16 protein-coding genes, 1 tRNA gene and 1 rRNA gene are annotated in these 25,191 nt (G+C 52.0%); 7 read left to right on the top strand and 11 right to left on the bottom strand.

All coding sequences use genetic code 11. The features are described 5' to 3' along the window. The 5 genes from FOE74_RS08225 to FOE74_RS08205 all read right to left on the bottom strand — a co-directional run. Positions 1-121: ribosomal RNA gene (locus tag FOE74_RS08225) — 16S ribosomal RNA — on the bottom strand; the annotation flags it as partial. A gap of 1,174 nt (positions 122-1,295) precedes the next feature. Next, positions 1,296-2,564 (bottom strand): adenylosuccinate synthase, encoded by a 1,269-nt coding sequence (locus FOE74_RS08220; protein ID WP_149098093.1) that lies wholly within the window; start codon positions 2,562-2,564, stop codon positions 1,296-1,298. After that, complete coding sequence (locus FOE74_RS08215; protein ID WP_149098092.1) at positions 2,564-2,911, bottom strand: STAS domain-containing protein; 348 nt, start codon at positions 2,909-2,911, stop codon at positions 2,564-2,566. Before FOE74_RS08215 ends, FOE74_RS08220 begins: the two co-directional genes overlap by 1 nt. After that, positions 2,901-3,377 (bottom strand): Fur family transcriptional regulator, encoded by a 477-nt coding sequence (locus FOE74_RS08210; protein WP_123132455.1) that lies wholly within the window; start codon positions 3,375-3,377, stop codon positions 2,901-2,903. Before FOE74_RS08210 ends, FOE74_RS08215 begins: the two co-directional genes overlap by 11 nt. A gap of 458 nt (positions 3,378-3,835) precedes the next feature. Beyond that, positions 3,836-6,040, bottom strand: a complete 2,205-nt coding sequence (locus tag FOE74_RS08205; RefSeq protein ID WP_149098091.1) for a RelA/SpoT family protein — start codon at positions 6,038-6,040, stop codon at positions 3,836-3,838. Between the two features lie 151 nt (positions 6,041-6,191). On the opposite strand from FOE74_RS08205, the gene FOE74_RS08200 reads away from it, so the two are divergent. The 4 genes from FOE74_RS08200 to clpX all read left to right on the top strand — a co-directional run bounded on the left by FOE74_RS08200 (position 6,192) and on the right by clpX (position 10,410). Beyond that, positions 6,192-6,273, top strand: a tRNA-Leu gene (locus FOE74_RS08200). A gap of 76 nt (positions 6,274-6,349) precedes the next feature. Beyond that, positions 6,350-7,678 carry a trigger factor gene (tig, locus tag FOE74_RS08195; RefSeq protein ID WP_149098090.1) on the top strand — a complete coding sequence of 443 codons (1,329 nt, stop codon included), beginning with the start codon at positions 6,350-6,352 and terminating at the stop codon, positions 7,676-7,678. Positions 7,679-8,023: 345 nt separating this feature from the next. Beyond that, entirely contained in the window at positions 8,024-8,722 is a 699-nt protein-coding gene (locus tag FOE74_RS08190; protein ID WP_149098089.1) for a ClpP family protease, read from the top strand. A 458-nt stretch (positions 8,723-9,180) separates the two neighbouring features. Then, positions 9,181-10,410, top strand: a complete 1,230-nt coding sequence (clpX, locus tag FOE74_RS08185; RefSeq protein ID WP_149098088.1) for an ATP-dependent Clp protease ATP-binding subunit ClpX — start codon at positions 9,181-9,183, stop codon at positions 10,408-10,410. A 238-nt stretch (positions 10,411-10,648) separates the two neighbouring features. Here clpX and lpxB read toward each other — a convergent pair whose 3' ends face one another. From lpxB to FOE74_RS08165, 4 genes are all read right to left on the bottom strand, one after another. Further along, positions 10,649-11,800, bottom strand: coding sequence for a lipid-A-disaccharide synthase (gene lpxB, locus FOE74_RS08180; RefSeq protein WP_149098087.1), 1,152 nt, complete (start codon positions 11,798-11,800; stop codon positions 10,649-10,651). A gap of 158 nt (positions 11,801-11,958) precedes the next feature. Continuing rightward, positions 11,959-12,375 (bottom strand): 6-pyruvoyl trahydropterin synthase family protein, encoded by a 417-nt coding sequence (locus FOE74_RS08175; protein WP_149098086.1) that lies wholly within the window; start codon positions 12,373-12,375, stop codon positions 11,959-11,961. Further along, positions 12,375-13,382 carry a FecCD family ABC transporter permease gene (locus tag FOE74_RS08170; RefSeq protein ID WP_149098085.1) on the bottom strand — a complete coding sequence of 336 codons (1,008 nt, stop codon included), beginning with the start codon at positions 13,380-13,382 and terminating at the stop codon, positions 12,375-12,377. The genes FOE74_RS08175 and FOE74_RS08170 overlap by 1 nt, the downstream gene beginning before the upstream one ends. Then, complete coding sequence (locus FOE74_RS08165; protein ID WP_149098084.1) at positions 13,379-14,317, bottom strand: ABC transporter substrate-binding protein; 939 nt, start codon at positions 14,315-14,317, stop codon at positions 13,379-13,381. The genes FOE74_RS08170 and FOE74_RS08165 overlap by 4 nt, the downstream gene beginning before the upstream one ends. 421 nt (positions 14,318-14,738) lie before the next feature. Between FOE74_RS08165 and rfaD the strand changes: the two genes are divergently transcribed. From rfaD to FOE74_RS08150, 3 genes are all read left to right on the top strand, one after another. Beyond that, entirely contained in the window at positions 14,739-15,704 is a 966-nt protein-coding gene (gene rfaD, locus FOE74_RS08160) for an ADP-glyceromanno-heptose 6-epimerase (RefSeq protein WP_149098083.1), read from the top strand. 181 nt (positions 15,705-15,885) lie between these two features. After that, on the top strand, positions 15,886-16,737 hold the full coding sequence (locus FOE74_RS08155; RefSeq protein WP_225840734.1) for an FRG domain-containing protein: 852 nt from the start codon (positions 15,886-15,888) through the stop codon (positions 16,735-16,737). A gap of 201 nt (positions 16,738-16,938) precedes the next feature. Beyond that, positions 16,939-17,187 (top strand): putative signal transducing protein, encoded by a 249-nt coding sequence (locus FOE74_RS08150; protein ID WP_149098082.1) that lies wholly within the window; start codon positions 16,939-16,941, stop codon positions 17,185-17,187. 638 nt (positions 17,188-17,825) lie between these two features. On the opposite strand, the gene FOE74_RS08145 is transcribed toward FOE74_RS08150, so the two are convergent. Further along, entirely contained in the window at positions 17,826-21,383 is a 3,558-nt protein-coding gene (locus FOE74_RS08145) for a hypothetical protein (protein ID WP_149098081.1), read from the bottom strand. Then, positions 21,380-25,102, bottom strand: a complete 3,723-nt coding sequence (locus tag FOE74_RS08140) for a sensor histidine kinase (protein ID WP_149098080.1) — start codon at positions 25,100-25,102, stop codon at positions 21,380-21,382. The genes FOE74_RS08145 and FOE74_RS08140 overlap by 4 nt, the downstream gene beginning before the upstream one ends. Between the last annotated feature and the right edge of the window lie 89 nt (positions 25,103-25,191).

The following is a 25,191-nucleotide window of genomic DNA, read 5'->3' as shown; positions in this document are numbered from 1 at the left end:
GGTAGGTTGCATACGCGTTACGCACCCGTGCGCCACTGGGCCCCGAAGGGCCCCGTTCGACTTGCATGTATTAGGCCTGCCGCTAGCGTTCATCCTGAGCCAGGATCAAACTCTCCATTGTAGTAGATTGTTGACTTGGTCTCAATTCCAAAAAATAAAGACAGTCGATGTTGTCAAGACGATCGACCGCCGATACGCTGCACTCCCTTGTTTCGTTTCTCTCTTGTCGGGACACCCGCTCGGGGCATCCCTTCTTTTTTCCTATCTTCCCATTCACTCAAAGAACCTCCCACCGGCCTGTCGCCGGTGCTTGCGAACCACTGCTGGTCCCGTTTCCCTTCCTTCCGGAAGGGGCTGCAAAGGTAAGGAACAAATCTTCGTTTCCAAGCCCCTCGGCAACTTTTTCTCTCTTTTTTTTCCTTCCTCCGCTCTGCTAGCCAAGGCCTGGTGTCTCTGTTCGTTCCCGAAGCGGGTGCAAAGGTAAGAACTTTCTCTCTCTCTGCAACACTTTCCGAAAACTTTTTTTATTCCCCCTCTTGCCCTGCCGGCGTAGAGGCTGCCCCCTGCCCAGGCCTTGGCGGCCTGTCCCGGAGCGGGCTGCAAAGGTAAGAAGCTTTTCTTTCCCGGCAAGCCCGGAGGCGAAGTTTTTTTTACTCTTGTTCCCTCGGCTCGGTTAGCCAAGACTGCTGCGGCCAGGAACCCTGAGGCTCCCCCCCCGGAGCGGGCTGCAAAGGTAGGAAACGTTTCCCTTTCCGCAAGGAAAGAGGAGAACTTTTTCTTTTCCCGCCCGTTGGTGTCAGGTCCGTCTCTTGGTGATCCCCTTCCCGCCGAAGAGGCTGCAAAGGTAGGGAAACTTCCCCGCTTTCCAAACCCTCTCCCCCGGTTCCGCCTTAATGAGGCGGGTTTCTTTGGTAGCCTAAGGGGTAACCCCGCTGAGGGACTGGGAGTTCCAGAAGGGAAATATTTTTTACCTGATGGCCTTTCTCGGTAGGAACCGGTTAGGGGCCTCCGGAAGAACTGGTCCGGGAGGCCTGTAAGCTCCTCTGGAGAATTACGTTTCTTTAGAATATCTTCCCTTGATATAGGCTCGGGCACCCTGCTGGTGCCTTTTGAAGAACTCAATCAAGAAGTTTTGAGTTCCTGATGAGGGGTAAATTTTAGATAAATCCCTTTAGGTTGGCTCCTTTGCTAGAACTTCAATGAGATTAGTTTGCCAACATCTCCCGGTGCTTCTATAAACAAAGAAGGCAAGGTGATGAACACCTTGCCTTCTTTCTATAATAAAACAAGCATGATTACTTTACAAGAGTACTTATTCTATCTGGTCCTACGCTGATAATGTTCACGCTTACCTCTAGCTGCTCTTCTAAGTAGGCCACGTACTCTAGTACTGCCTTTGGCAAGGAGTTATAGGATTCATAGTTTCTCAACTCTTCGCCCCACCCTTTCATGGTGATATAGACAGGAGTAAGTTCTGCCTTTTCCAGGTCATGTGGAATTTGGTCTGTGATGGTGCCGTCGGCCAATTTATAATGGGTGCAGATGCTGATTTCCTCGAAGTCATCCAGAACATCTGCTTTCATCATGTTCAATTGGGTGACCCCGTTCAACATGATGGCATATTTAAGAGTAGGCAAGTCAATCCAACCGCAACGGCGAGGACGGCCGGTAGTAGAACCGAACTCTCTGCCAGCCTGACGAATCTTCTCTCCTACCTCGTCATGAAGCTCAGTAGGGAACGGTCCGCTGCCCACCCGGGTGCAATACGCTTTGAAGATGCCGTACACCTCCCCAATATGCCGAGGGGCAATACCTAAACCAGTGCAGGCTCCCGCCACTAAAGTATTGGAAGAAGTAACATAAGGGTACGTCCCGAAATCAATATCCAGCAAAGATCCCTGGGCTCCTTCGGCCAGTATTTTCTTTCCTTCTTTGAGGGCCTGGTTGATCATATACTCAGAATCTACCAGGGTGAAGGTGCGCAGGAACTCAACGGCACTGAAGAACTGCTGCTCCAACTCTTCTATTTCCAGCCCTTTTTGGTAAAAAGAGGCTATTTTCTGATGCTTCTCTACTGTGAGGTTATACCGCTCCTGGAAATCTGGAAGCAGGATATCCCCTACGCGTAAACCACTGCGGCCAATCTTGTCCTGGTAGGCTGGTCCTATCCCCTTTTGGGTAGAACCGATTTTTGAGGTACCCAAGGCTTCTTCTGAAATCCGGTCCAGGCTCTTGTGCGAAGGCAGGATGAGTTGGGCCTTTTTGGAGATGAACAGGTTGCGGGTGGCATCAATGCCCCTGGCGGTGAGTTTCTCTACCTCGGTTCTGAACACGATAGGGTCTAGCACCACGCCGTTGCCTATGATATTGGTGATGTGCTCATGGAAGATGCCAGAGGGAATCTGGTGCAACACATGCTTGGTGCCTTCAAACTCTAGGGTGTGACCGGCATTGGGGCCTCCCTGAAAACGGGCTACCACATCATACTTAGGAGCAAGTACATCAACGATTTTACCTTTTCCTTCATCCCCCCACTGGAGGCCTACTAAAATGTCAACTGGCATTAAACTGATTCTTTAAGAAGCTGAACGGCTTGGGTATCATCTTCAGCAACCGTGAAGATAGCGTTCAATTTGGTGATGATTAATAACTTACGGATATGCTCAGAGGGGTTAATGAGGATCAACTCCCCTCCCCTGTTTCTGAATTTAGTCAAAAGAGAAACCAAAACCCCAATGCCGGTGCTGTTGATAAAGCGCACATTTGACAGGTCTATCGCTGACAGCAGCATAGAATCATCAATAGTGGTATTGGCCAGATCCATCAGACGCTGGGTTTCAGGACCGCCAATCATGTCGCCTTCCAACCGGATGGTCAGGATGTCGTTTTCTAGGGAATGCTCAATTTTCATGGATAGGAGCGTTTAATTTAGCCTGGCAATCGCCGCAGATGCCGTACAAGTTTAAAGAGTGGTGCAGAATATTGAAATTCAGCAGCTCTCCTACCATGGTTTGGATGTTATGCACCCTAGGGTCGCAGAACTCCACCACCTTGTGGCATTCCGTGCAAATGACGTGGTCATGCTGGCGCCGTCCGTAGGACTTCTCATACTGGGCCAGGTTACGTCCAAACTGATGTTTGCTTACCAGGTCATTCTCTACCAATAGATCTAATGTATTATAGACCGTGGCCCGGCTTACCTGGTAGTTCTTGTTTTTCATGCTGATGTAGAGGGACTCCACATCAAAATGGCCGGTACGTGAATAGATTTCTTCAAGTATAGCGTAGCGCTCCGGGGTTTTCCGGAGGCCTTTGCTTTCTAAATAGGCGGTGAAAATCTTCTTCACCTCCAGGAATTTCACTTCATCTAGTGCCATATGCCTTCTTCTGCTGCAAACTTAACAGTTTTAAACTGTAATGCTAAAACTCTTAACAATTGGTCTAGAGTTCATTTACCCGGTATGCGCAGAGAAACCAGGCAAACCCCAGTCACTCTTTTCCCAGGCGCCACCCCCTGAAAAGCACCTGGTTATAGGCCCTCTACTATTTTCTTCCTTGAAAACTCTTTGTCCCTCTTTACAACAAGTAGGTTTCCTTTAAGTTGAAAACTCCTTTCATCTAAGGAAGCAGTTTCTGAAAGGTCTAGAATCAGAACATCCGGTAACAAGGGAGATACTCCAATGAGCACATAAATACCACGGGATCACGAAAAAGGCTTCTTTTCACAAAAGCAGGGCGAAACAAGAAAGGGTTATTGTCTTCTACTGGTGTATTGCCGTGAAAACGGCACCGCTCCTTTATATATAAGGAGACGGTGCCGTTTCCGGGCTAAAATCTAAGAATCGAAGCGATCTACGCTTAAGACTCCGTTTACCCTTAACAATCTCTGGATCAGCTTTTCCAATTGGGCCGTGTCGTTCACGAAGATCATCAGGCGGCCTTCAAACACACCATCATGGGAGTCAATGGTGATGGAGCGCATGTTCACCTTCAGGGACGTGGAGATGACTTTGGTCACGTCGTTCACCAACCCTACCCGGTCGGTTCCTTTGATGGTGATACCCGCCAGGAAGGAGAGTTCCTGCTGGCCTGTCCATTTGGCCTTCACAATGCGGTGCCCGTAGTTTGACATCAGTTCCACGGCTTTGGGGCAAGTGGTGCGGTGAATGGTGATGCCGTGGTCTACCGTCTGAAACCCAAACACATCATCGCCGGGAATGGGATTACAGCAGTTGGCCAGCTCATAGTCAATCTTGTCGGTGCCGCCGCCTATCACCAATAGCTGGGAGTTGATGCCCCGGATCTTTTCCACCTCTTTGTCAAAAGTAGAACCCACCAACAAAGAAGCCGGACGGTACTTCTCGCTTTGCGGGTTGAAGATATACTCTTTGATCTCCTTGATATCTAATAGGTTTACCGCCACTTTATAGTAAAAGTCCTGCAAAGAAGGAGCGTTGAAGTAAGCAGCCAGGCGGTTCAGGTTGGCCGGCGAAGGTTCAATGTTTAATTGCTTCAGGCGTTCCTCTACCAGCACCCGGCCTTCCTCGGCTTTTACTTTACGCTCTTCACGAAGAAACTCCTTGATCTTGGACCGGGCCTTGGAGGTAGTCACAAAATTAAGCCACTCGCCGGTGGGCTTCTGTTTCTGCGAGGTGAGGATCTCCACCTGGTCCCCGTTGTGCAGCCGGTGGCTCAAAGGCACCAGTTTCTGGTTTACCTTGGCCCCCAGGCTTTGGTAGCCGATCTGGGTATGGATCTCAAAGGCCATGTCCAGGGCGGTGGCGCGGTCTGGCAGAATGATCAATTCCCCCTTGGGCGTAAAGACGAAAACCTCCTCCACGAACAGGTTCGTCCGGAACTCGTCCAGGAATTCAATGGCGTTGGTATTGCTCACGTCCAGCATGTCGCGCACCTTGTTGATCCAGTTATCCAGGCCAGACTCGGTAGGGCCGGTGCTCCCGATCTTGTATTTCCAGTGGGCGGCGTACCCGCGTTCGGCAATGTCATCCATGCGCTTGGTGCGAATCTGCACCTCTACCCATTGTCCGGTCTTGCTCATCACGGTGGTGTGCAGGGCCTCGTACCCGTTGGCCTTGGGTGTGCTGATCCAGTCACGCAGGCGGTCTGGGTTAGGCTGGTAAAAGTCGGTCACCACGGAATAGACGCGCCAGCAGACCGGCTTCTCCTGCTCATAAGGCACATCCAAAATGATCCGGATGGCGAACAGGTCGTAGATTTCCTCAAAGGTGACGTTCTGCTTCTTCATCTTCTTCAAGATGGAGTAGATGGACTTGGGCCGGCCTTTCACCTCAAAATTGGCGAAGCCTTGCCGGCGCAGCTCCTCTTCAATAGGACCAATGAAATCACCGATGAACTTGTTGCGGGCCGCCTTGGTCTGCCTGATCTTGTTGGAGATGAACTTGTAGGTCTCCGTGTCAGTGTACTTGAGGTGCAGGTCTTCCAGCTCAGACTTGATGGCGTACAAGCCCAGGCGGTGGGCCAGAGGGGCGTACAGGTACATGGTCTCAGACGCGATCTTGAGCTGCTTGTCGCGGGCCATGCTGCCCAGGGTACGCATGTTGTGCAGGCGGTCGGCCAGCTTGATCAGGATCACGCGCACATCATCTGAGAGCGTGAGCAGCATTTTCCGGAAGTTCTCTGCCTGCTGGCTGGTGCCGTATTCAAACACCCCTGAGATCTTGGTGAGACCTTCAATGATCTTGGCCACCCGCGGCCCGAAGTCGCGCTCAATGTCAGCGATCTCCAGGTCAGTGTCTTCCACCACGTCATGCAGCAGGGCGGCCACAATGGAGGTGGTACCCAGCCCAATCTCCTCTACGGCAATCTGGGCGACGGCCAGGGGGTGCAAAATATAGGGCTCTCCGGACTTCCGGCGCATGTCTTTGTGCGCCTCCAGAGAGGTATTGAAAGCTTTCTTTATAATCTTGGCGTCATTGTCTTTCAAGAAAGGCTTGGCATGGCGCAATAACTTTCGGTATTGGCGCAAGATCTCTTTCCGCTCTGCTTCGTGGTCAATCATTGGGGTAGGTACATCAAAATCCGGGGTGAGGCAAGGGCCGCCCAGGTTTTGGAATCTTTTTTATAAATTTCGACAAAAAAAACGAAAGAGAGTTGCATTAACAAAAAAGAGTTTGCTACATTTGCAGCACCATTTAGAAAAACACATTGATGCGGATGTGGCGAAATTGGTAGACGCACTAGACTTAGGATCTAGCGCTGCGAGGCATGGGGGTTCGAGTCCCTCCATCCGCACAAGTCAAACCCTCAATCCCAACCGGGGTTGGGGGTTTTTTCAATTTTACCGTAGCACAATTAAAACCTGATAGCTTTGAATATCACCCTGAATCAAACCGATGGCCAGAATGCCAGCCTAAAAGTTAGCCTGCAAGAGGCCGACTACGCTGCCCGTGTAGACGAGCAAATCAAAGATTACAGCAAGAAAGCCAGCATCAAAGGCTTCCGCCCTGGTAAAGTGCCGGCTGGTTTGATCCGTAAGATGTACGGCAAAGGCATCTTGGTGGAATCCATCAACCAGCTCCTGCATGAGTCGGTGAACAACTACATCAAAGAAAACAAACTGCGCATCTTGGGCGAGCCCCTGCCTGACCGTCAGGACGAGAACGCCATTGACTGGGACACCCAGAAAGAGTTTGAGTTCAGCTATGCCGTTGGTTTATTGCCTGAGTTTGAACTGCCCTTGAGCGAAGTGTCTGTGCAGAAATATGACATTGAGGTAGACCAGACCACCGTTGACGAAGCCTATGAGCAGATGCAGCGCCAGTTCGGCCAGACTACCAACCCAGAGGTATCTGAGGCCAATGACTACCTGTACGGCGACCTGAAGCAAGTTGATGGCGAGTTCGAGACCAAGACCCTGCTTCCTTTGAACAAAGTGGTAGCCGGCGCTGAGAAATTCGTAGGCGTGAAGCCAGGTGACACCATCACCTTTGACATCCGCGAAGCGTTTGGCGATGACGCTGCCCTGGCCCACGTAACCGGCCTGAGCAAAGAGGTAACCAAAGACCTGAACGGCCAATTCACCTTTGTGGTAGAGAAAATCAACCGCACTGAGAACGCTGAGATGAACCAGGAGTTCTTTGACAAGATCTTCGGGCAAGGCAACGTGACCACGCAGGAAGAATTTGACGCCAAAGTACGCGAGGTGATCAAAGAGAACTATGACCGTGAGGCCGTGAACGTGCTGGACCGCGACGTGATTGACCAAATAGTAGAGAAGTCTTCCATTGAGATCCCAGACGCGTTCTTCAAGCGCTGGTTAGCCGTGACCAACGAAGGCAAAATCACTCCTGAGCAGATTGACGAGTTCTATGACCAGTATGTGAAAGAGCTGAAATGGTCAATGATCCGCAACAAAGTGGTAGAAGAGAACGATCTTAAAGTAAGCAACGAAGATGTGGTGAACAGCGCGCGTCAGAAAATGATGGCCCAGTTCAACATGCCGGAGATCCCAGAGGAGATGGCTGATACCTTCAACAACTTCCTGGACAACCACCTGAAGCAGAACAACGGCAAGAACTTCGTGAATGAGTACGAAGCCCTGGTAGCCGAGAAAGTGCTGGAGTTTGTGAAAGAGAAAATCACCATCACGGAAAACCCCATCACCGCTGACGAGTTCCGTGCCAAAGTAGGCGCGTAAACGCCAGAGATAGCTGTAAAAGAAAAAGCCCCTGGCACATGCCAGGGGCTTTTTCTTTTACAGCTATCTCTGGCGGGTAGCATGTAGCAAGGCTTTTCCCAAGATTATGTTCATCTTAGTCACCTCAGAAGATCATCAGGTATTAAAAAATATCTTCTATCTTGATACCCGATACGGGCTACCTGATACCGCTTCCCGGCCATAATGGCAGTAAAACCGCCATATTCCTTTTTGGCCTGATTTTAGAAAAACAACCCCAGAACCGGCAACGTGTGTTTGCCCCTTCTGCTTAATCTTGTAACCCACGCGTTTCTTTTTAAGTTAAGGCATCTAAATAGAACCTTTATGTACACCAAAGACGAATTCAGAAAATTTGCCGTGCACGGCCTTGGTATGAGTGGCCTTGGCGTTGACCAATACCTGACCCACCTGGAAAGCAAAACCAGCATGCACCCTACCAGCATGACGCGTTCCGTGATTGAGGAAAGACCTACCAACTTCCGTGAGATTGACGTGTTCTCCCGCTTAATGGTAGACCGCATTATTTTCCTGGGCACGCAGGTAGATGACTATATCGCCAACATCATCACTGCCCAGTTGCTGTTCCTGGAAAGTGTAGACGCCAAGAAAGACATCTTGCTCTACATCAACAGCCCCGGAGGCTCTGTGTACGCCGGCTTGGGTATCTATGACACCATGCAATACGTGCAGCCAGACGTGGCTACCATCTGTACCGGCCTGGCCGCCTCTATGGGTGCCGTGCTGCTGTGCGGTGGTGCCAAAGACAAGCGCTCTGCCCTCCCCCACGCCCGCGTCATGATTCATCAGCCCATGGGTGGTACGCAAGGCCAGGCCTCAGACATTGAGATCACGGCCCGTGAAATCCTGAAGCTGAAGAAAGAGCTGTATGAGATCATCTCCAGCCACAGCGGCAAGCCGATTGAAGAAGTAGACAAAGACAGCGACCGTGACTACTGGATGATTGCCAAAGAAGCCAAAGAGTACGGCCTGATTGATGAGGTATTAACCCGTCATAAAGCATAGTATAACCTCTTTATAGCAGCAAAAGGCCCACTTAAGAGTGGGCCTTTTCGTTTTCGCCCTGTTTTGGACATTTCAGGAGGAAAAGACCTCAGGCAACCGGCCACCCGGGTACCCACTTCTCTACATGCCTACCCGGTAGATAGGCACCTCTCTTTTATAGACATGTTTTTTAGGAAACAGCCCTTCAACAGGCCTCTTTTCACCTAAAATTAAAATTTTTGTAGTACCTTTTTAAGACGCCGCTACGCACCAGCGCTGCTGAAAGAGGATTACAGCAGGTTCTGGTTCAATCAGATACAACATATGCTATATTTTATAATTATCTCGCTTCCAATTACTTCAGGGCGGGTGTTGGTAACCTTGTGCAAAAATATTTTGACGTAGTGCCTAACCAATTTTGTAACTTTGCCGTAGCCGCCCCATCTTAGGGACGGAATAGTACATCCCACTCACGGTTTATGGCAGAAATTACGTGCTCCTTTTGCGGAAAGAATAAGAAAGAGGTGTCTGTGATGATCTCAGGCATTAACGCGCACATCTGTGAGCGTTGCATTGGACAGGCGCAGCAGATATTGAATGAGGAGAATCGGCTTAGAGCCACCAACCGGGCACCTAAGTTCAACCTGATCAAACCCCGTGAGATGAAGACCTACCTGGACCAGTTTGTGGTAGGCCAAGACGAAGCGAAAAAAGTAATGTCAGTGGCGGTGTACAACCACTACAAGCGCCTCATGCAAAAGCCCAAGACAGATGACGTGGTGATTGAGAAATCCAACATCATCATGGTGGGCGAAACCGGTACCGGCAAGACTTTCCTGGCCCGTATGCTTGCCGGCGTATTGCAGGTTCCTTTCTGTATTGCAGATGCCACCGTTTTGACAGAGGCTGGTTACGTAGGCGAAGACGTGGAAAGCATCTTGACCCGTCTGCTGCAGGCCGCTGATTACAACGTAGAGGCCGCGGAACGCGGAATCGTGTATATTGACGAGATTGACAAAATTGCCCGTAAAAGCGACAACCCTTCCATTACCCGTGACGTGAGCGGCGAAGGCGTGCAGCAGGCCTTGTTGAAACTTCTGGAAGGAACCTCAGTCAACGTGCCCCCACAGGGAGGCCGTAAGCACCCAGAGCAGAAAATGATCTCCGTGAACACTGAGAACATCCTCTTCATCTGCGGTGGGGCGTTCGTAGGCATTGACCGTTTGATCAAGAGCCGCTTGAACACCAAACCCATCGGCTTCTCCTCTACTTCCTTAGATGAGAAACTAGACACGGACAACTTCCTGCGCTACATCACCTCCCAGGATTTGAAATCCTTTGGGTTGATCCCAGAGTTGATTGGCCGTCTGCCGGTAGTCACCCACCTGAACCCGCTGGACAACGAGACCCTGCGGTTGATTCTCACCGAGCCTAAGAACTCCCTGGTGAAGCAGTACAAGCGCCTGTTTGAGATGGAGAACATTAACCTGGAGTTTGCCGAGGACACCCTGGAATACATCGTGGAAAGAGCCGCTGAATACAAACTAGGGGCCAGGGGCCTGCGCTCTATCTGCGAAGGTATCATGACCGATGCCATGTTTGACCTCCCGTCTGAGGAGCAGGAAGGCACCACAGACCTAATCATCACCTTAGACTATGCCCGCGAGAAATTTGAGAAGTCTGCGATCAAGAAACTGAAAGTAGCCTAATTTTTCTAAAAGGCAAAAGAGAAGGCCTCCCTTACTAGTGTATGGGAGGCCTTCTCTTTTATAGCTATCTAGCTTTAGGCTGAACAAACTTTATCTTTTTGTTTCTTTTAGGACCAAGGAGATTGGCACCTGCTTTTAGAAGAATGGAGCGAACAACTACAGGAGATTGGCGTTGTTTTTACCTCCTTTCCCGGAGCCAGGTCTAAAATCCAGAAGCAGGCAGTATTTCCCGAGAGGCCTAAACAGCGCTTTCTAAGGACTTGCTGGGGTCCGGGGTCTTTTCTTCGCGCAGGTACTGCACCATCAGTTTGGCGGCGGTTTCTGAGGTGTTGAAATCCCCGATCAGTTCCCGTACTCGTTTGTAGCCCTCTATCTGGGCACCGCGCCCTTCCGGGTTCTGCAAGATGTGCTTGAGTTCTTTCACCAGGTTCTGGGCGTTCATATCCCCCTGGATCAGTTCAGGTACCACTTTGTTTCCGGCAATCAGGTTTACCAACGAGATGTAAGGCACTTTGATCACCGCGCGGCCTATCCAATAAGAAACGGCACTGGTGCGGTAGCACACCACCTGGGGCACGTTGAACATGGCGGTTTCCAAGGTGGCGGTACCAGAGGTGACCAAAGCTACCTCGGCGTTGGCCAAGATGTCATAGGTTTGGTCGTAGACGATCTTGATAAAGGGCTTGCGGTTGAAGTTCTCATAGTATTCCTTAGAGAAATTGCTGACCGCGGCCACCACAAACTGGTAATCCTGGAAAGGAGGCAGAATACTGAGCATGATGTAGAGAATGTTTTCTATCTCCTGCTGTCGGCTACCCGGCAGCACCGCAATAATGGGACGGTCATCCAGATCATTGTCCTGCCGGAAGTTGGGGTTAAGCGTATGGGCCGCTACGGCATCAGAGACAGGGTTGCCCACATAGTCCGTCTTGAAATCAAACTTCTGGTAGAAGTCTTTCTCAAACGGCATGATGACGAACATCTTGTCTACCAGCTTTTTGATGGTATGCACGCGTCCCTGGTTCCAGGCCCAGATCTTTGGGGAGATATAGTAGAAGACCTTAAAGCCATGCTCCTTGGCGAACTTGGCAATGCGCATGTTAAAGCCGGCATAATCTACCAGAATCACCACATCAGGTTTATAATTCAGCAGATCCTCCTGGCACTCCTTTAAGAACTTTTTTATCTTGAAGAGATTCTTGGCCGCTTCCAGAAAGCCCATAAAGGCCATCTCCTGGTAATGCTTCACCAATTCTGCCCCGGCTGCTTCCATCATATCGCCGCCCCAGCAGCGAACGTGGGCCTGCGGATCCTGCTCATGCAATTGCTTGATCAGATTAGAGGCATGCAGATCTCCAGAGCGCTCTCCGGCAATAATGTAATATTTCATTGAATGGGGTCTGAACAGTAACAGGGCTATAACAATGAAAAGCAACCTTGGTTCTGTCCACACAATGTTTGTGCCAAAACGAACCTAGGTGCCTGTTATTGTTTTATCTAGATAAAATATCTTGCCTTGTCTTTCTGGGTTAGTAGTTTGCTCCTTCTCTACTCGCCAAAGTATTCTACAAAGTTACGCGGTGTTTCATACAGCTTCAGGCTGTGCAGCTGGGCACTGGATATACGGGGAATAAGGGGGTTAAGGATGTTCCAGAATTCCATGACCAGATTTTCTGTGCTGGCCAGCTTGCCCTCCATGAAGGCCACGTCCAAATTCAGGTTCTTGTGGTCTACTTTCTGGATGATGTGTTCCCGGATAAGGGAGCTCAGTTTCTTTAAATCAATCACAAACCCTGTCTCAGGATCTGGGTTCCCCTTCACCGTCACGATCAGTTCATAGTTGTGCCCGTGCCAATTGGTGTTTGCGCAGGGCCCAAAAACTTCTTTGTTCTTAGCCAGCGACCAATTGGGGTTATGCAGCTTGTGCGCCGCGTTGAAATGCTCTAATCTGCTTACGTATACCATTAACTGAATCGGTAGTTCTTTCTTCGCAGCAAATATACGAAGAAAGGCACACCAAAGAACGAAGTTACGATACCAACTGGCATCCCGGCCGGCGGATAGATCCATCTGGAAATCAAATCACACGCTACCAGGAACAGCCCTCCGGCCAGGGCACTGAAAAGGAGGTTGGCCCGGTTGGTGGCTCCCAGGAGCGCCCGCGTCACATGGGGCACCATGAGCCCCACAAAACCTACCGGCCCAGAGAAGGCCACCGCAAACCCCGTCACCACAGACACGGTCACCAGCATGACCCACCTGATAAGCCTGACGTCTACACCCAGGGTCTCTGCTCTGTCGGCCCCCAACAGCAGGACCGCCAAATGGCGCTGCAAAAAGAAGAACACCACCAGCCCAGCCGCTAAGGCCGTGGCTGGATAGCCCAGGTTAGACCAATCTGCCTTCTCAAACCCACCCATGCTCCAGAACACAACAGATTTCAGCTGGCTTTCTGAGTCTGACAAAAACATGATCAAGCTGACCAGGGCGGTGAGCAGGGAACTCAGGGCCACCCCTACCAGAAGCATCTGGCTGGGAATCAACTGCCCCCGCCGCGAACCCAGTACCACCACCACCAACGTCACGGCAAAAGAACCCACCAAAGCGAAGAACGGCGGCAGGTACAACCCCATAAAGGTAAGGTCGGCGAAAAGGAAAAAACTGAAGGAAGCCCCCAATGACGCACCTGAGGCAGTACCCAACAGGTAAGGATCCGCTAAGGCATTGTTCACCAGGGCCTGCATGAGGTACCCTGAGAAAGCAAGCGAGGCGCCCGTTAAAAACGCCAGCAGCAACCGGGGCAAACGCAGGTTCAGGATGCTGTAATGCGTGGCATTGGCGGGGTCATAGGCAAACAGGGCCTCTCCTACTGTAGCATAGGAGGTGGAAAGGCTGCCCACTTTGAGGCCCAGAAAAAGACCTACCCCTAAGAACACAAGTAAAAGCAGTAGATAAAGGAGCGTTCTTCTCACCTGAGCACGGCTTTAAGTTCAGCAATGCCTTCCACCACGCGCGGACTGGGCCTGGACATCAGATCATCAGTTACCTCAAAAATCCGTTTGTGCCGGTACGCATCCACGCGGCGCAACTCTGGGTATAAAGAGAAAAACGTCTTGTCCATCTTTTCAAAGTCTCCGCCTATGATTACCTCGGGGTTCATTTTCAGGATGTATTCGCGGGTGAGGGCAGGGTACGGCTGGGCGAAGGTCTCCGTGACGGCATTCTGGCCGCCGGCGTAGCGGAGCTTGTCAGTGAACAGGGTATTGCGGCCGAACACATAAATAGGGTCCCGCCAGGTAATGGCCAGCACCCGGGGCCGGGCCGACCGGGAGGAATCAATGGCTAGTTGGTGAAGCCGCGCCTGGAGCGAATCTGCCAGGGCATTGGCTTTCTCTTCCCTTTGCAGCAAGAAACCCAGGTCCCTGATGCCCCGCAGAATATCCGCCACGCTGTCATAGGTCTGGAAATAAACCGGAATGCCTAGTTTCTGCACCTGCGCCGCCACTTCCATAGAGATGATCCCGTCGGTGGCGAAAACCACATCTGGTTTCAGGGAAAGCAGGCGCTCGTAGTCCATGGGGTAATTGTTGACCACGGGTTTGGTGAGCGCGGCCGCCGGATAATCACAGTTCTGGGTACGGCCCACAATAGAAGCGGTGTCTGCCACGGCAAACAGCATCTCGGTCAAGGAAGGGGTCAGGGCCATGACCCGGCGGGGCTGGCGGGGCAAGGTCAGCTGCCTCCCCAGATCATCAGTGACGGTATGTACGGCAGACGTTGGGGCCGACGGGGTTTTCCTCGTTTCACAGGCGGGAAAAAGCAGCACGCATAGCAGAGCCCAGAAAAGCCCTTGTTTTTGAAAAACGGACCTGAATCCGGCTAATGTCACAGTGACTTGGTGTATCATAGGTAGATAAGGAGCAGCACAGACCAAACTATCTTTCTGCCATTCTATTTATAGAGATCCTTCGGATGAACGTAAAAAACGCCAAATAAGCGCTGTTGACCTTCATCGCCAAGCCCTTTGCAGGATGACAGTAAAAAGAAGAAGAGACCGTTCTTTCTGGCCATTCACGTTGCGCCAAAGATACAGGTTTTACAGTAAGCAAAACCTGCCCCGCCCCTCGCCCCCATTTCTCCATTTTGGGGCTCCTTTTCCAGAAACTGGTTTAAACCGAAATGAGCGGCAAAGTGCTTTAGGGTCTATTTTCTGGAAAACTGCCTTGAAACAGATACCCCATGGCGGGCTAAACCTTCAGAGGGAAGTCCCTCGGTTTAAAACTTTCGTACCTTTGGGTAGCTTTGAATAGAACTTAACCCCGTTTTACATGATAGTAGTCACCGGAGCAGCCGGGTTTATTGCCAGTTGCCTAGTTTCGCGCCTCAATGCCGCCAATTTCAATGACATAGTGGTGGTAGACAATTTCTCTGTGGCAAAAAAGCTGCCTAACATTGAAGGCAAACGGATAAAGGAATTTGTGGACCGCCATGATTTCTTCACTTGGTTAGACAAGAATTACGAGGAAGTGGAATTCATCTTCCACCTGGGTGCCCGCACCGATACCACCGAGACCAACCGCGAAGTGCTGGACCTGCTGAACCTGGACTACTCCAAAAAAGTCTGGAACGCCTGCTGCGAATACCAAATCCCGTTGGTGTACGCCTCTTCGGCGGCTACCTACGGCTCGGGCACGCTGGGGTATGACGATGATGAATCTATTATTTCCCTCTTGCGCCCGCTGAACGCTTACGGCGATTCTAAAAACGAATTTGACCAATGGGCGCTGGAGCAAACGGCCAAACCTTTCTTCTGGGTAGGGCTCAAGTTCTTCAACGTGTACGGCCCCAATGAATACCACAAGGGTAGAATGGCCTCAGTAGTGCTGCACGCCTTCAACTCCATCAAAGACACCGGGCGCCTGACCCTGTTCCGCTCGCATAACCCAGACTATGAAGACGGCAAGCAGATGCGGGATTTTGTGTATGTGAAAGACGTAGTGGAGGTGCTTTACTGGCTCATGCACCACCGCAAGAACTCGGGCATTTACAATCTGGGCAGCGGCGACGCCCGCACCTTCCTGGACCTGGCCTTCAACACCTTCACCGCCATGGGCGCTGACATCAACATTGACTTCAAAGACACCCCGGAAGACATCCGAGACAAGTACCAATACTACACCCAAGCCAACATGGCCAAACTCCGGAGCATTGGGTATGACCGGCCGTTCCACACGCTGGAAGAAGGCATCACAGATTATGTGCAGCAGTACCTCATGACAGGCAGTCATTATTAATTGAAAGAAGAGCCGGCCCACCAGCCGGCTCTTCTTTTTTGCCTCTTTCCAGAAAAACAGCGGGAAAACCGCCCGTATCTTCCGCCAACGCGCAGGTCCCAAAACAAACGCAGCCCCCAGTTTCGTATTAACACGTAAACTTTTGAATTAACCCTTATTCTCCTTAAGCGCCGGAACTCCTATGGCCTACTCCATCGTAGACAACGACATGAATGTAGAAGATCCCACTTCCTCTAAATCCTTGGTACTGGCCAATGATGTGCGGGTAGAAACCTGGGAAGAACTTCAACGTGAGCTTTTCCGTGACTCCTGGGACGACAAGCTGAACCGCTATCGGTCGCCGTATGTGTTCCGGGGGCTGTGGAACAAAGGCTACGACCTCAAGACCAGCCTAATGCGCATTGGCGGCGATTATCCCAAACTGGAACCACATCTGCTGCGCAACTTCCGCAAATATTCCCGGGGATCTGTGGAGATTGGCGAGTCTTTCTGGAACTGGCTGGCGGTGGCCCAGCACCACGGCCTGCCTACCCGGCTAATGGATTGGACCTACTCGCCCTACGTGGCCCTGCATTTTGCCACCTCAGACCTCAGCAACTTCCATGAAGACGGCGTGATCTGGTGCGTCAACTACGTAAAGTCAACAGATTATCTGCCGGAAAGACTGCAGAACGCCATCCGGAAGGAGGGTTCGAACGTGTTCACGCCCGAAGTGCTGGAACCTATTGCCACCTCGCTCAACAGTTTAGGGGAATACCAGGAGAAACCGTTCGTGCTGTTCATGGAGCCGCCTTCCTTAGATGAGCGCATCGTGCATCAATATGCTCTTTTCTCCATGATGTCTACCCCAGACGCCATGCTCTGTGAGTGGCTGCTGGACCATCCGGACCTGTATTACCGCCTCATCATTCCCTCTAAACTGAAATGGGAGATCAGAGACAAACTTGACCAGGCCAACATCACCGAACGGGTCCTCTTCCCCGGGCTCAGCGGCATCAGCGCCTGGCTGCGGCGGCACTACACCACAACGTAATTGAGAATTAGGAAATGGGAATTAAGCAGGTGGTGAGGCGGGTGTTTTGTGGGTGTTTTCAGAAAACCAGCGGTAAAAGCAGCCAAGCTTATTCTGATCCTTCTGAGAAATGGCTATCTTTCTACTACTTTGGTCACCGTAGTTAGTGGCTCAAGCCTTTGAGTTGGCGTGATTCAATCCTTATCCCTTATTTTAAAGTGCATGGCTGATAATTTTGAACCCAAACCAGTGATTGTTTTTTCAGGCAGTGCCATGGAGGCCAACGTGGTGAAGAGCATGCTGGAGAATGCCAACATCCAGGCCTTTTTGAAGGACCAGCACATTGGTTCCATAGCCCCCTGGCAGGTTTCAGCGGGCGGAGGTGGGGCGGTAAAGGTAATCGTTTCGTCTCTAGACCAGGAAGAAGCCCAGGAAATCATCTTGCGCTATGAACAAAATGACCAGCAGTAGATTGGGTTGGTTAGATTCCCTCTCCTTTTGCCGTGTTTTCATAATAACAGCGGTAAAACCCATCCCTGCCACTTGCACCTAAGATACCTGCAGAACTGAGCATCCATTCCCATCTTTTTTAGTTCAGCCTTCAAGGCAACCTATTCTTAAGAAGGCAAACCACTCACTTTTCAAGAAATACCCTAAAAACGAAAAAAGCCACCCTCCTATCAGAGGGGGCTCTTTTCGTTTTTGTTTTCACCTTGGCGAAGGAATCATGGCAACGAATTGTGATTACATCTAAATAAGGCCTTACTAGCTTGCCCACAAGATCCTTTCAGGATGACATTGATTGATTGATTGATTGATTGATTGATTGATTGATTGATTGAAGGAACAGGGAGACTCAAGGGAGCAAATGTAGAAGGATTATAGAAAGGTAAGTACGTGTAAAAACAGGCTAAACAATGGAAGGGAAAACAAGATCAGTAAGACAAAAAAGAAGAATAAGTAAGAACAGGATGGCAAAAAGGAAGGAAGAGTTGGAAATGATTGATAAAATGAGACCATAAATCAGTGAAACCAGGCAAAGGCGGTCAGGGAAAACTAATTCCTAATTCCTAATTCCTAATTCCTAATTCCTAATTCCTAATTCCTAATTAAAAAAGCACAGATACTTGCATACGCCCGGTGTGAATGGTTCTGATGCCCTGGGGCTTGCGGCCGTCATAGTCAAGGGTGATGTTGAGGCCGCTGCTCAGGCGTTGTTGCAGGGCCAGGTTCCAGGTGAGGTTGTTGCCGGCCCTGAACCCGTTGAGCATTTCAAAAGCCACCGGCGAGGTATCTAGCCCAGTGTAGTTGATCTTGATGTACTTCACAATTCCCGTCACGGTGCGTTTGCCTACCTGGCTTAAGCGCGTTTCTGTGCCCAATTCATGAAACAAGGCCTTTTCCTGGTTCCCCAGTTCGTTCTCTTTGTTCATCCATTGGTAGGTGCCGGTAAACCGGATGGTAGGATTGGGCTGGTAAGACAACTCAGGCATGACCTCCCAGGACCGGATCAGAAAATTCTTGGTGGTGAGGTAATTTGAGCCGCTTTCCCGTTTGGCCCTGGTTACGTTCAAACGGCTGGAAAATACCTCCGTCAGGTTTACCCGCACCAGCATCTGCTGGCTGGCATTGTTGCGCACATCGGTGCCGTTGGTGAGCAGCGTCTTCTGCAGGCCTTGCTGCACCGTCCATTCAATGCCGTATTTGGGGTTGCTGCGGTTAAAATACAGCGTGTTGCGGTAAGACCTGGTCAGCGACAGCAGGCTGGAATCAGCGAAGTTAAGGCTGAACGGGTTGAAACGGCTGCGCAGGTCATCATCTGTGGTGCGTTTGTCCAGGGTGATGAAAGACAAGGCGGAGAATTTAGAGACAATCCGTTTCCAGCGGGCTTCAGAATTCTGCCACTCCCGCGGCAAACTGCTGTTGAGCCGGTACGTGAACTGGTTCGTGTAAGCCAGCACGTACTCATCTGTAGGGATGAACAACCGCACAAAATTGCGACGGTAGGGCGGGTCTGCGGGCTGGGACTCAAAAAACTCGTTCAGATCTTGGCGTCCATCCTGGTTCAGGTCTTCAAAAAAGTGGGTGCCCTGCCCCGGAATGGTTTCCACAAACAGGTATTCCCGCTTCAGTTCCCGGCCATTGCCTATGGCGTATGACAATTCAGAGCGCAGGTGCCGGTCCAGGAAATCGCCGCGCCAGTCAATCTTGGAAAGCACAGTGGTCTCGGTGAGGCTATCGCAGGCCTGCAGGTTGCGCAACGTGATGAGGGCCGTGAGCTGGTGGTTTTTCTTAATGACGGTGCTGGTGCTGAAGTTGAAGGTGTTGCTGGTCTGTTTATTGCCCAGTTCTCCGTTTTCAGGCCTGAAATCTACCCTTCGGCTGTATTCTGCGCGGTATTTGAAGGAGGCCGTGTCGCGGCTTTCCAGGTAGAACAGGTGGTCATCAAAGTAATTCGCTGATCCCAGCAAAGCCTCGCTTTGATTAGAGGTGATCCGGTTCTTGTCAAAGCGGTAGGTGTAGCCGGGCGTGAAGAAACGGGTGGGGTACTGCAAGTTCAGCTCGCCCCGCACCCAGTCTGAGGTGCTTTCTACCTGTTCGTTCTTGAGCAAAAACAGGTTTCCTCGCAGTTCCAACCCTTTCACTTGCTGCGTCATTTCCAGGAAATGTTGGGTGCCGTCTACCTCAGAGGGCCGGTACCGGCGGCTGATGCGGTAATTCACAAAATGCAGCGGGTCTTTCACCCCACCCACGGAGAACGTGAAAATATGGTCTTCCACCCGTGACTGCCGCGCCAGCGTGGTGTTGGTGGGGCTGCTCCAGTCCCGGTCAAACTCCACATCGCGGTAGCGGTCTATGGGCACGAAGTTAGGGTCTGTAAACTCATACGTCAGGGCGCTGCGCAGTTTGTAGTCCCCTAAGAACTTGACGGGGCGGTCGTTCACCTGATAGCCCACCCGTACGGCTTTGCCTTGGTCGTCTCCAGCATCTAAACTGGAGAAGCGGTTCAGGTCATTCTTAGACCCAGCCACCTCCACAAACACATTGCTTTTCTCATCCAGGGACCAAATGCCGCCCAGGGTCATCATCTGCTTCTGGATGGGCGTGGGCAGAATGCGCACTGGCTCATACCTGCCCTGCGGCACCCCGTTCACCGGTTCTACCCATTGGAAAACCCGCCCATTCACGGTATTGTTCTGCAAGACATAATTCCCGCCGGAGGGCAATTCCGTGAAACTCACGGCATAATGGGCTAGGGTAGAATCTGTGGAGTACTGGAAGATGGAAAAGGCGGCGCCGCTGGCCGTGACCGTGTCTTTTTTGAGGTACAGCACCTGGTTCCGGTCAAAGCGCACCGAGTCGCCGCTGGGCGCGGCCGCCAGGTCTAGCCGGTCGCCAATCTGCGAGAGCAGGCGCTTCTCTTCGTTGCTGAGGTTGAGGATAAGGGGGTTACCTGGGTTATCGGCTTCATTGTAGAAATTGCCGTACACGTTGAACTTGCCCATTTTCTGGTAATGGCTGGCGTGCACCACACTGCGGGTGTAATTCAGGTCTGAATACTCAAAATCAACCCTGATGCGGGAGTTTCGCGTAATAATCCATTTGGGGGTGAAGGTGATTTCGGCCTGGTTGTAGTCAATGACGTAATCATAGTCAAAGCCCCGCTGCAACAGTTTGCCATCCAGATACACCCGTTCAGAGTTCGCCAGCACAATAATGAACCGCTCGCCGTTTGGCCCGCGCAACCGGTATGGGCCCTGCACGCTTTCAATGGGCGTCACGTTCTCCGAGGCGAATTTCCCTTTGGCTACCGAGGCTGCCACGGAGGTAGCGCTTTCCCAGCCGGGTTTGCCGCGGTTCACTTCCAGCGCCCCGCCCTGCACGTTCTTGTAAAACCGCAGAAAATGAGAAGTAGGCCGGTTCCGCAGCACCACGTCGCCGCCGGTTAGGGTCCAGAGCCGGTGTTGCAAGGTAATGAATACCCGGTCAAACTCCTGTAGCTGTTGGGTATTTCCTTCGGGCTGAAACGGGATGTTCTGATCGGTGATAGAGGCCGTGATGCTGATTTCATCAGTGAGTTTGCCTTCCAACTGCAGGTTCAGGGCCGAATTCACGAAGACGTTTTGGGTGTTCCCTACGGAAACGCCCCGGGAAACGCTCCCGGTTTTGTTCAGGCCCGGGGTCTTGAAGATCTCCTCGCGTGGGGCCGGCGGATTATAGCCGTACGCCCGTTCAAAAGAAGTAGAGTCCCAGGTACGGATGTCGCGCTTGAAAGAAGGTTGGGCTACGTTGAGCGGCAGTACCCGGTAACACACCAACACCGAATCTATTTGGGGCTTGTTTTCACGGAAACGGGGTAAAAACGCGCCGGAGCTATCGCGGACAATGCTATCAGGGCGCTGGACCGGAATGGTTTCCGGCGCCGTTAAACCAATGAATTGGAAAAGGTTGGTAGTAGGGTCATAGTGAAAACTGAGCGGACGGCGGATCTGCCGGCGGTCCAGGATCTCAATGGTGTTTTCAGCTACAGTAAGGGAATCTAAGACAATAGCCCCCGCCTGCAGTTTCACCCACTGGCACCGGCGGTTTCCTAAGTTTTGTCCCTGGGCTTGCCCCGACCCCAGCAAGACCCCAGCTAGCAGGAATATGATCCCCCAGGCCCTCATGGCGCCACCACAGGCAATTTCAGGAAAAAGGTGGTGCCCTCATTTTCCCGGGTCTCAAACCAGATTGAACCGCCTATCGCCTCCACCCCTTTCTTCACCACGGCCAATCCTATGCCAGAGCCGGTATACTTGGTACTGAAATTCGGAATAAAAATCTTGGGCTGCACTTCTGCCGGAATACCCGTACCGTTGTCCTGCACCGCCACCAACACCCAAGCCGGGCTTTCCAGGCACACCGCCACCTTGATGTGAGGCGTGACCGAAGAAGGTACCGCCTGCAAGGCATTCAAAAGCAGGTTGTTGAAAATCCGGATAAGCTGGTTCTCGTCGGCGCGGATGTAGACAGGCTCCTGGGGCAAGGCCACTTCCACCTGGTGTTGCTGCGGGTCCAGGTGCAGGTCGGTGGCCCTCCTGATCAAGCCGTTCAATTCCAGGGTTTCCAGTTTAAGGTCTGGCATGGCCGTGAAATTGGAGAACGAGGTGGCTATGTCGCTGAGCACGTCAATCTGGGTGATCATGGTGTTGGAGATCTTCTCAATGAGCACCTCCAGATTGCCCCGCCCCTCCTGCATGGCTTTGCGCAGATATTGCAGCGACAGCTTCATGGGCGTGAGTGGGTTCTTGATCTCGTGCGCTACCTGCCGGGCCATTTCTTTCCAGGCCGCCTCTTTCTCCCGGAGGGCCAGTTCCTGCTTGCTTTCCTCTAGTTTCTGCAGCATCTGGTTGTACTCATGCACCAGAAGCCCAATCTCATCCCGTGACTTGTAGACCAGTTTCTCGTTGTTTCCCGTAAGGGAGGTCTTTTTCAGGCGCTCGGTCAGGAGTTGGAGCGGTACCGTGAGGGCGCGGGTGGCCATGTAACTCATGAGCACGAACAACAGGAACAACACTGTGAAGATGTTCAGGATGGTGGTGATCAACTGGATAAGCTTATTGCTCAGGTCTTTCTCGGAATCAAAGAATGGGATGGCCAGATACCCCTGGGGCGCTTGGGTAGGCGAGGTACGCAAGGGCACGTAGATGCTGCTGTAGGGCAAGCTCCCCGCTTTCTCCTCCAACAGAATCCGGTTGAGCCCCTGTTCCTTCAAGGCCTCCACCGCTTTGGGGTTCAACCTGGTTGAGAGCACCCCTGCTTCAAAGAGCGCAGGCTGGCTGGAGATGCGCAGTTCGCCGTTGGCGTTGTAGATGTTAAGTTCCGCCTGCGCGATCAAGGCCAAGCGGTTGATCCGCCGGGAAAGCGAATCGGCGCGGCCTTTAAACAGGTTGGCGCCCCAATTGCTGGTAACTATGCTCTGGCGTACAAAATCGCCTTGATCGGTATAGCCCCTCACCAGATCCTGCCGGTAGGAGTTGGTGACCAGACTGCCAATGGTAAGGCTCACCAAGACCAGCGGCACCAAAACCCCCAGGTTCAGGAAAAGCTGGATCTTGGTACTGAAGGTGGAGGTGAGTGCCTGAATCAACTGCCCTTTCAAAAGCATGAACAGCACCAGCAGCGAGAAAAGCGAAAACGTATGCAGCAGGAACAGGAACGAGAAGTTGGAGAGCCATGACCTGAGGCCATATTCCGGGGTACTCACAATGGCCACGGTCCCGTTGTTGCTCCGGGCCCCCAGGTGGTGGTAATGCGCCAGCGAAACGCCCTGCGAAAATAATTGCGGAATCCCGAAATACCGGGTAGGGAACTGCTGGCTGTACTCAAAGTAGCCTTCGGTCTTTAGCCACCGGTTATCTTTCCATAAGGCATAGCTGCTGGAGGGAATGGTAGCTACCTGGGTTCCTTTACGTTCTACCAGCAACTCCGGCAAGACACTGTTGGGTGCCGTGATCTTAGGGCTTACCTCCAGCACCACCGTGACCCAATGCTCAAACTCCACCGGCACCTTGATTTCCTGCAGATAGGTGAACCGTCCTGGGTCAGACTCTGAGCCCACCAGCAACTGGCCTTTCTGGTTCGTACTTCTGGCTTTGGGCGCCCACTTCTGCGCGTACACCTCCAGGTTACCCAGGCTGTCCAGGTCATTGAAGCTTTCACCGGTGAAATCAAACATGCGCACGGTCACGGCATAGTTCTCCGTGATGCCCCGCAGGTGATGGCGCCGGATTTTCTGTTCTATCACGTTCAGGCTGCCCCAGGGGGCGTTGAACACATGCCTGATGAGCGGGTCCTGGCTGATGTCATTGGCGGCCTGCGCCAACAGGTATTCAGTTAGATCATCGCGGTCTTTGAGCAGTTGGGCGGCAATGCGTTGTTTGTCTGCCCTGAGTTGCACCACGTACAGGTCATACAACGCCGCCGCTCCTAAACTGGCACTCAATATGTTCAGGATGAAGATACTGGAATAGATGCCCGCCCGCAGGCCGGCGTGGCGGTGCAATTGCTCCCACCCCACCAAAGCCGCACTGGCGAACAACACCACCCAATTGCCGCTGGGGGCATCACGCCAGAAGGCCCACCCCAGAGCCAAGAGCAAAACCGTGATCCAAGCGTAGACGAACGGCAGTTTCCCCTTCGGGGAAAGAGGCAGCCACCGCAACAGGACCCGCAGCATCCAGCTCATGGCCAAGGTGTGCAAAACCATGGCCACATACAGCAGGATCTTCTCCACCCCCATCTGGATGTTCTGGGTAAGGTCTAGACTGGGCTGTGAGTTGATGAAAAGGCTTCGGTAGGTTTCATACCAGCTGATGATGAGACACGTGATCAATACCCCCAGGGCCACGCACCACCAAAGCTGCTTTTGGGTTGATTTCTGAAAAACAGCCGTAAAAGGGAATGTTTTCGCCAGCCGGTACATAAGCCAGGCCATAACCAGGAAACATGCTTCATTCAGGAGCAGGTCCCCCAAAGAAGGCGACCACCAGGCGGCTGCGTACACCCGCGGACTGAACAACTCCACCTCATGCACACTGTTCGGGAACTGAGAGAGGAGCATCACGGTGCGCAATCCCAGCAAACCCAGGGTTACCGCCCAAAACGCCCCAAGCGAATTGCCTGCCTGACTCAATGCCCGGTACAAGGTCGCCAGAAAAAGAAGAGCGCAGCCTATGGCCAGCCCGTACAAGGCAAAAGTGAACTTGCCGGCGTGCAGCCATTGCCCCGGCTCCAGCACTTGCAGTGAAAACAAGTAATTACCCTGGGCATCCAGAATGGGAATGGCTCTGCGGGAGCGTTCCGCCTGCACAGAGGCCGCGTGGTCTTCAAAGATGGTGGGGTTGAGGCCGCTCCGCAGAAAGGAATTGCTGATGCCGTACTTCACCTCCAACGGAACCACCGCCAGGGCCGTGTACTCTGCGTTGACTACTTGCCGAAGCACCAGAAACTTCCCAAACCGGTTCTCTATCACCTGTTGCCGACGGCTCAGGTTTCTGGGATCAACCTCGGGGCGCAGGGAATGATCTGACCAGAACAGCAGTTTGTCTTTTCGGTACAGGAAAACCGGGTGCGTGGTTTTAGGCAGATTTGCAGAAAACAGGACTGAATCTGGGGGAATGTTCTGCGAAACGGAGACCAGGTCCTGCTGGGCCTCCTGCAACAAGCTGTACAGGCGCTCCTGCACTTCTGTGGCCATCTGTCTTTCAGGGGCTTCCAGCAAGTCGCGCTGAATGCTCACCTGTAAAAACGCCCCTGCCCCTCCAAACAGAAGAGCCGCCAACAAAAAGAGAAAGGAAAGAGTGAACCGGGACTTCAACGTTGCTTTTTTTCCGAATTTAGCCATAAAACGGGCAACTTGCCCCACCCTCCTCCTAAAAGAAAGACAGAAGCTGATTACGCATGTTTATGGGCTGTTTTTGGATAAACCCTCCT

It is taken from the genome of Rufibacter glacialis (assembly GCF_008271745.1).
GTDB lineage: Bacteria > Bacteroidota > Bacteroidia > Cytophagales > Hymenobacteraceae > Nibribacter > Nibribacter glacialis.
Note: the sequence above shows the minus strand (reverse complement) of the source record. Positions and strands in the feature narration are given on the sequence as shown.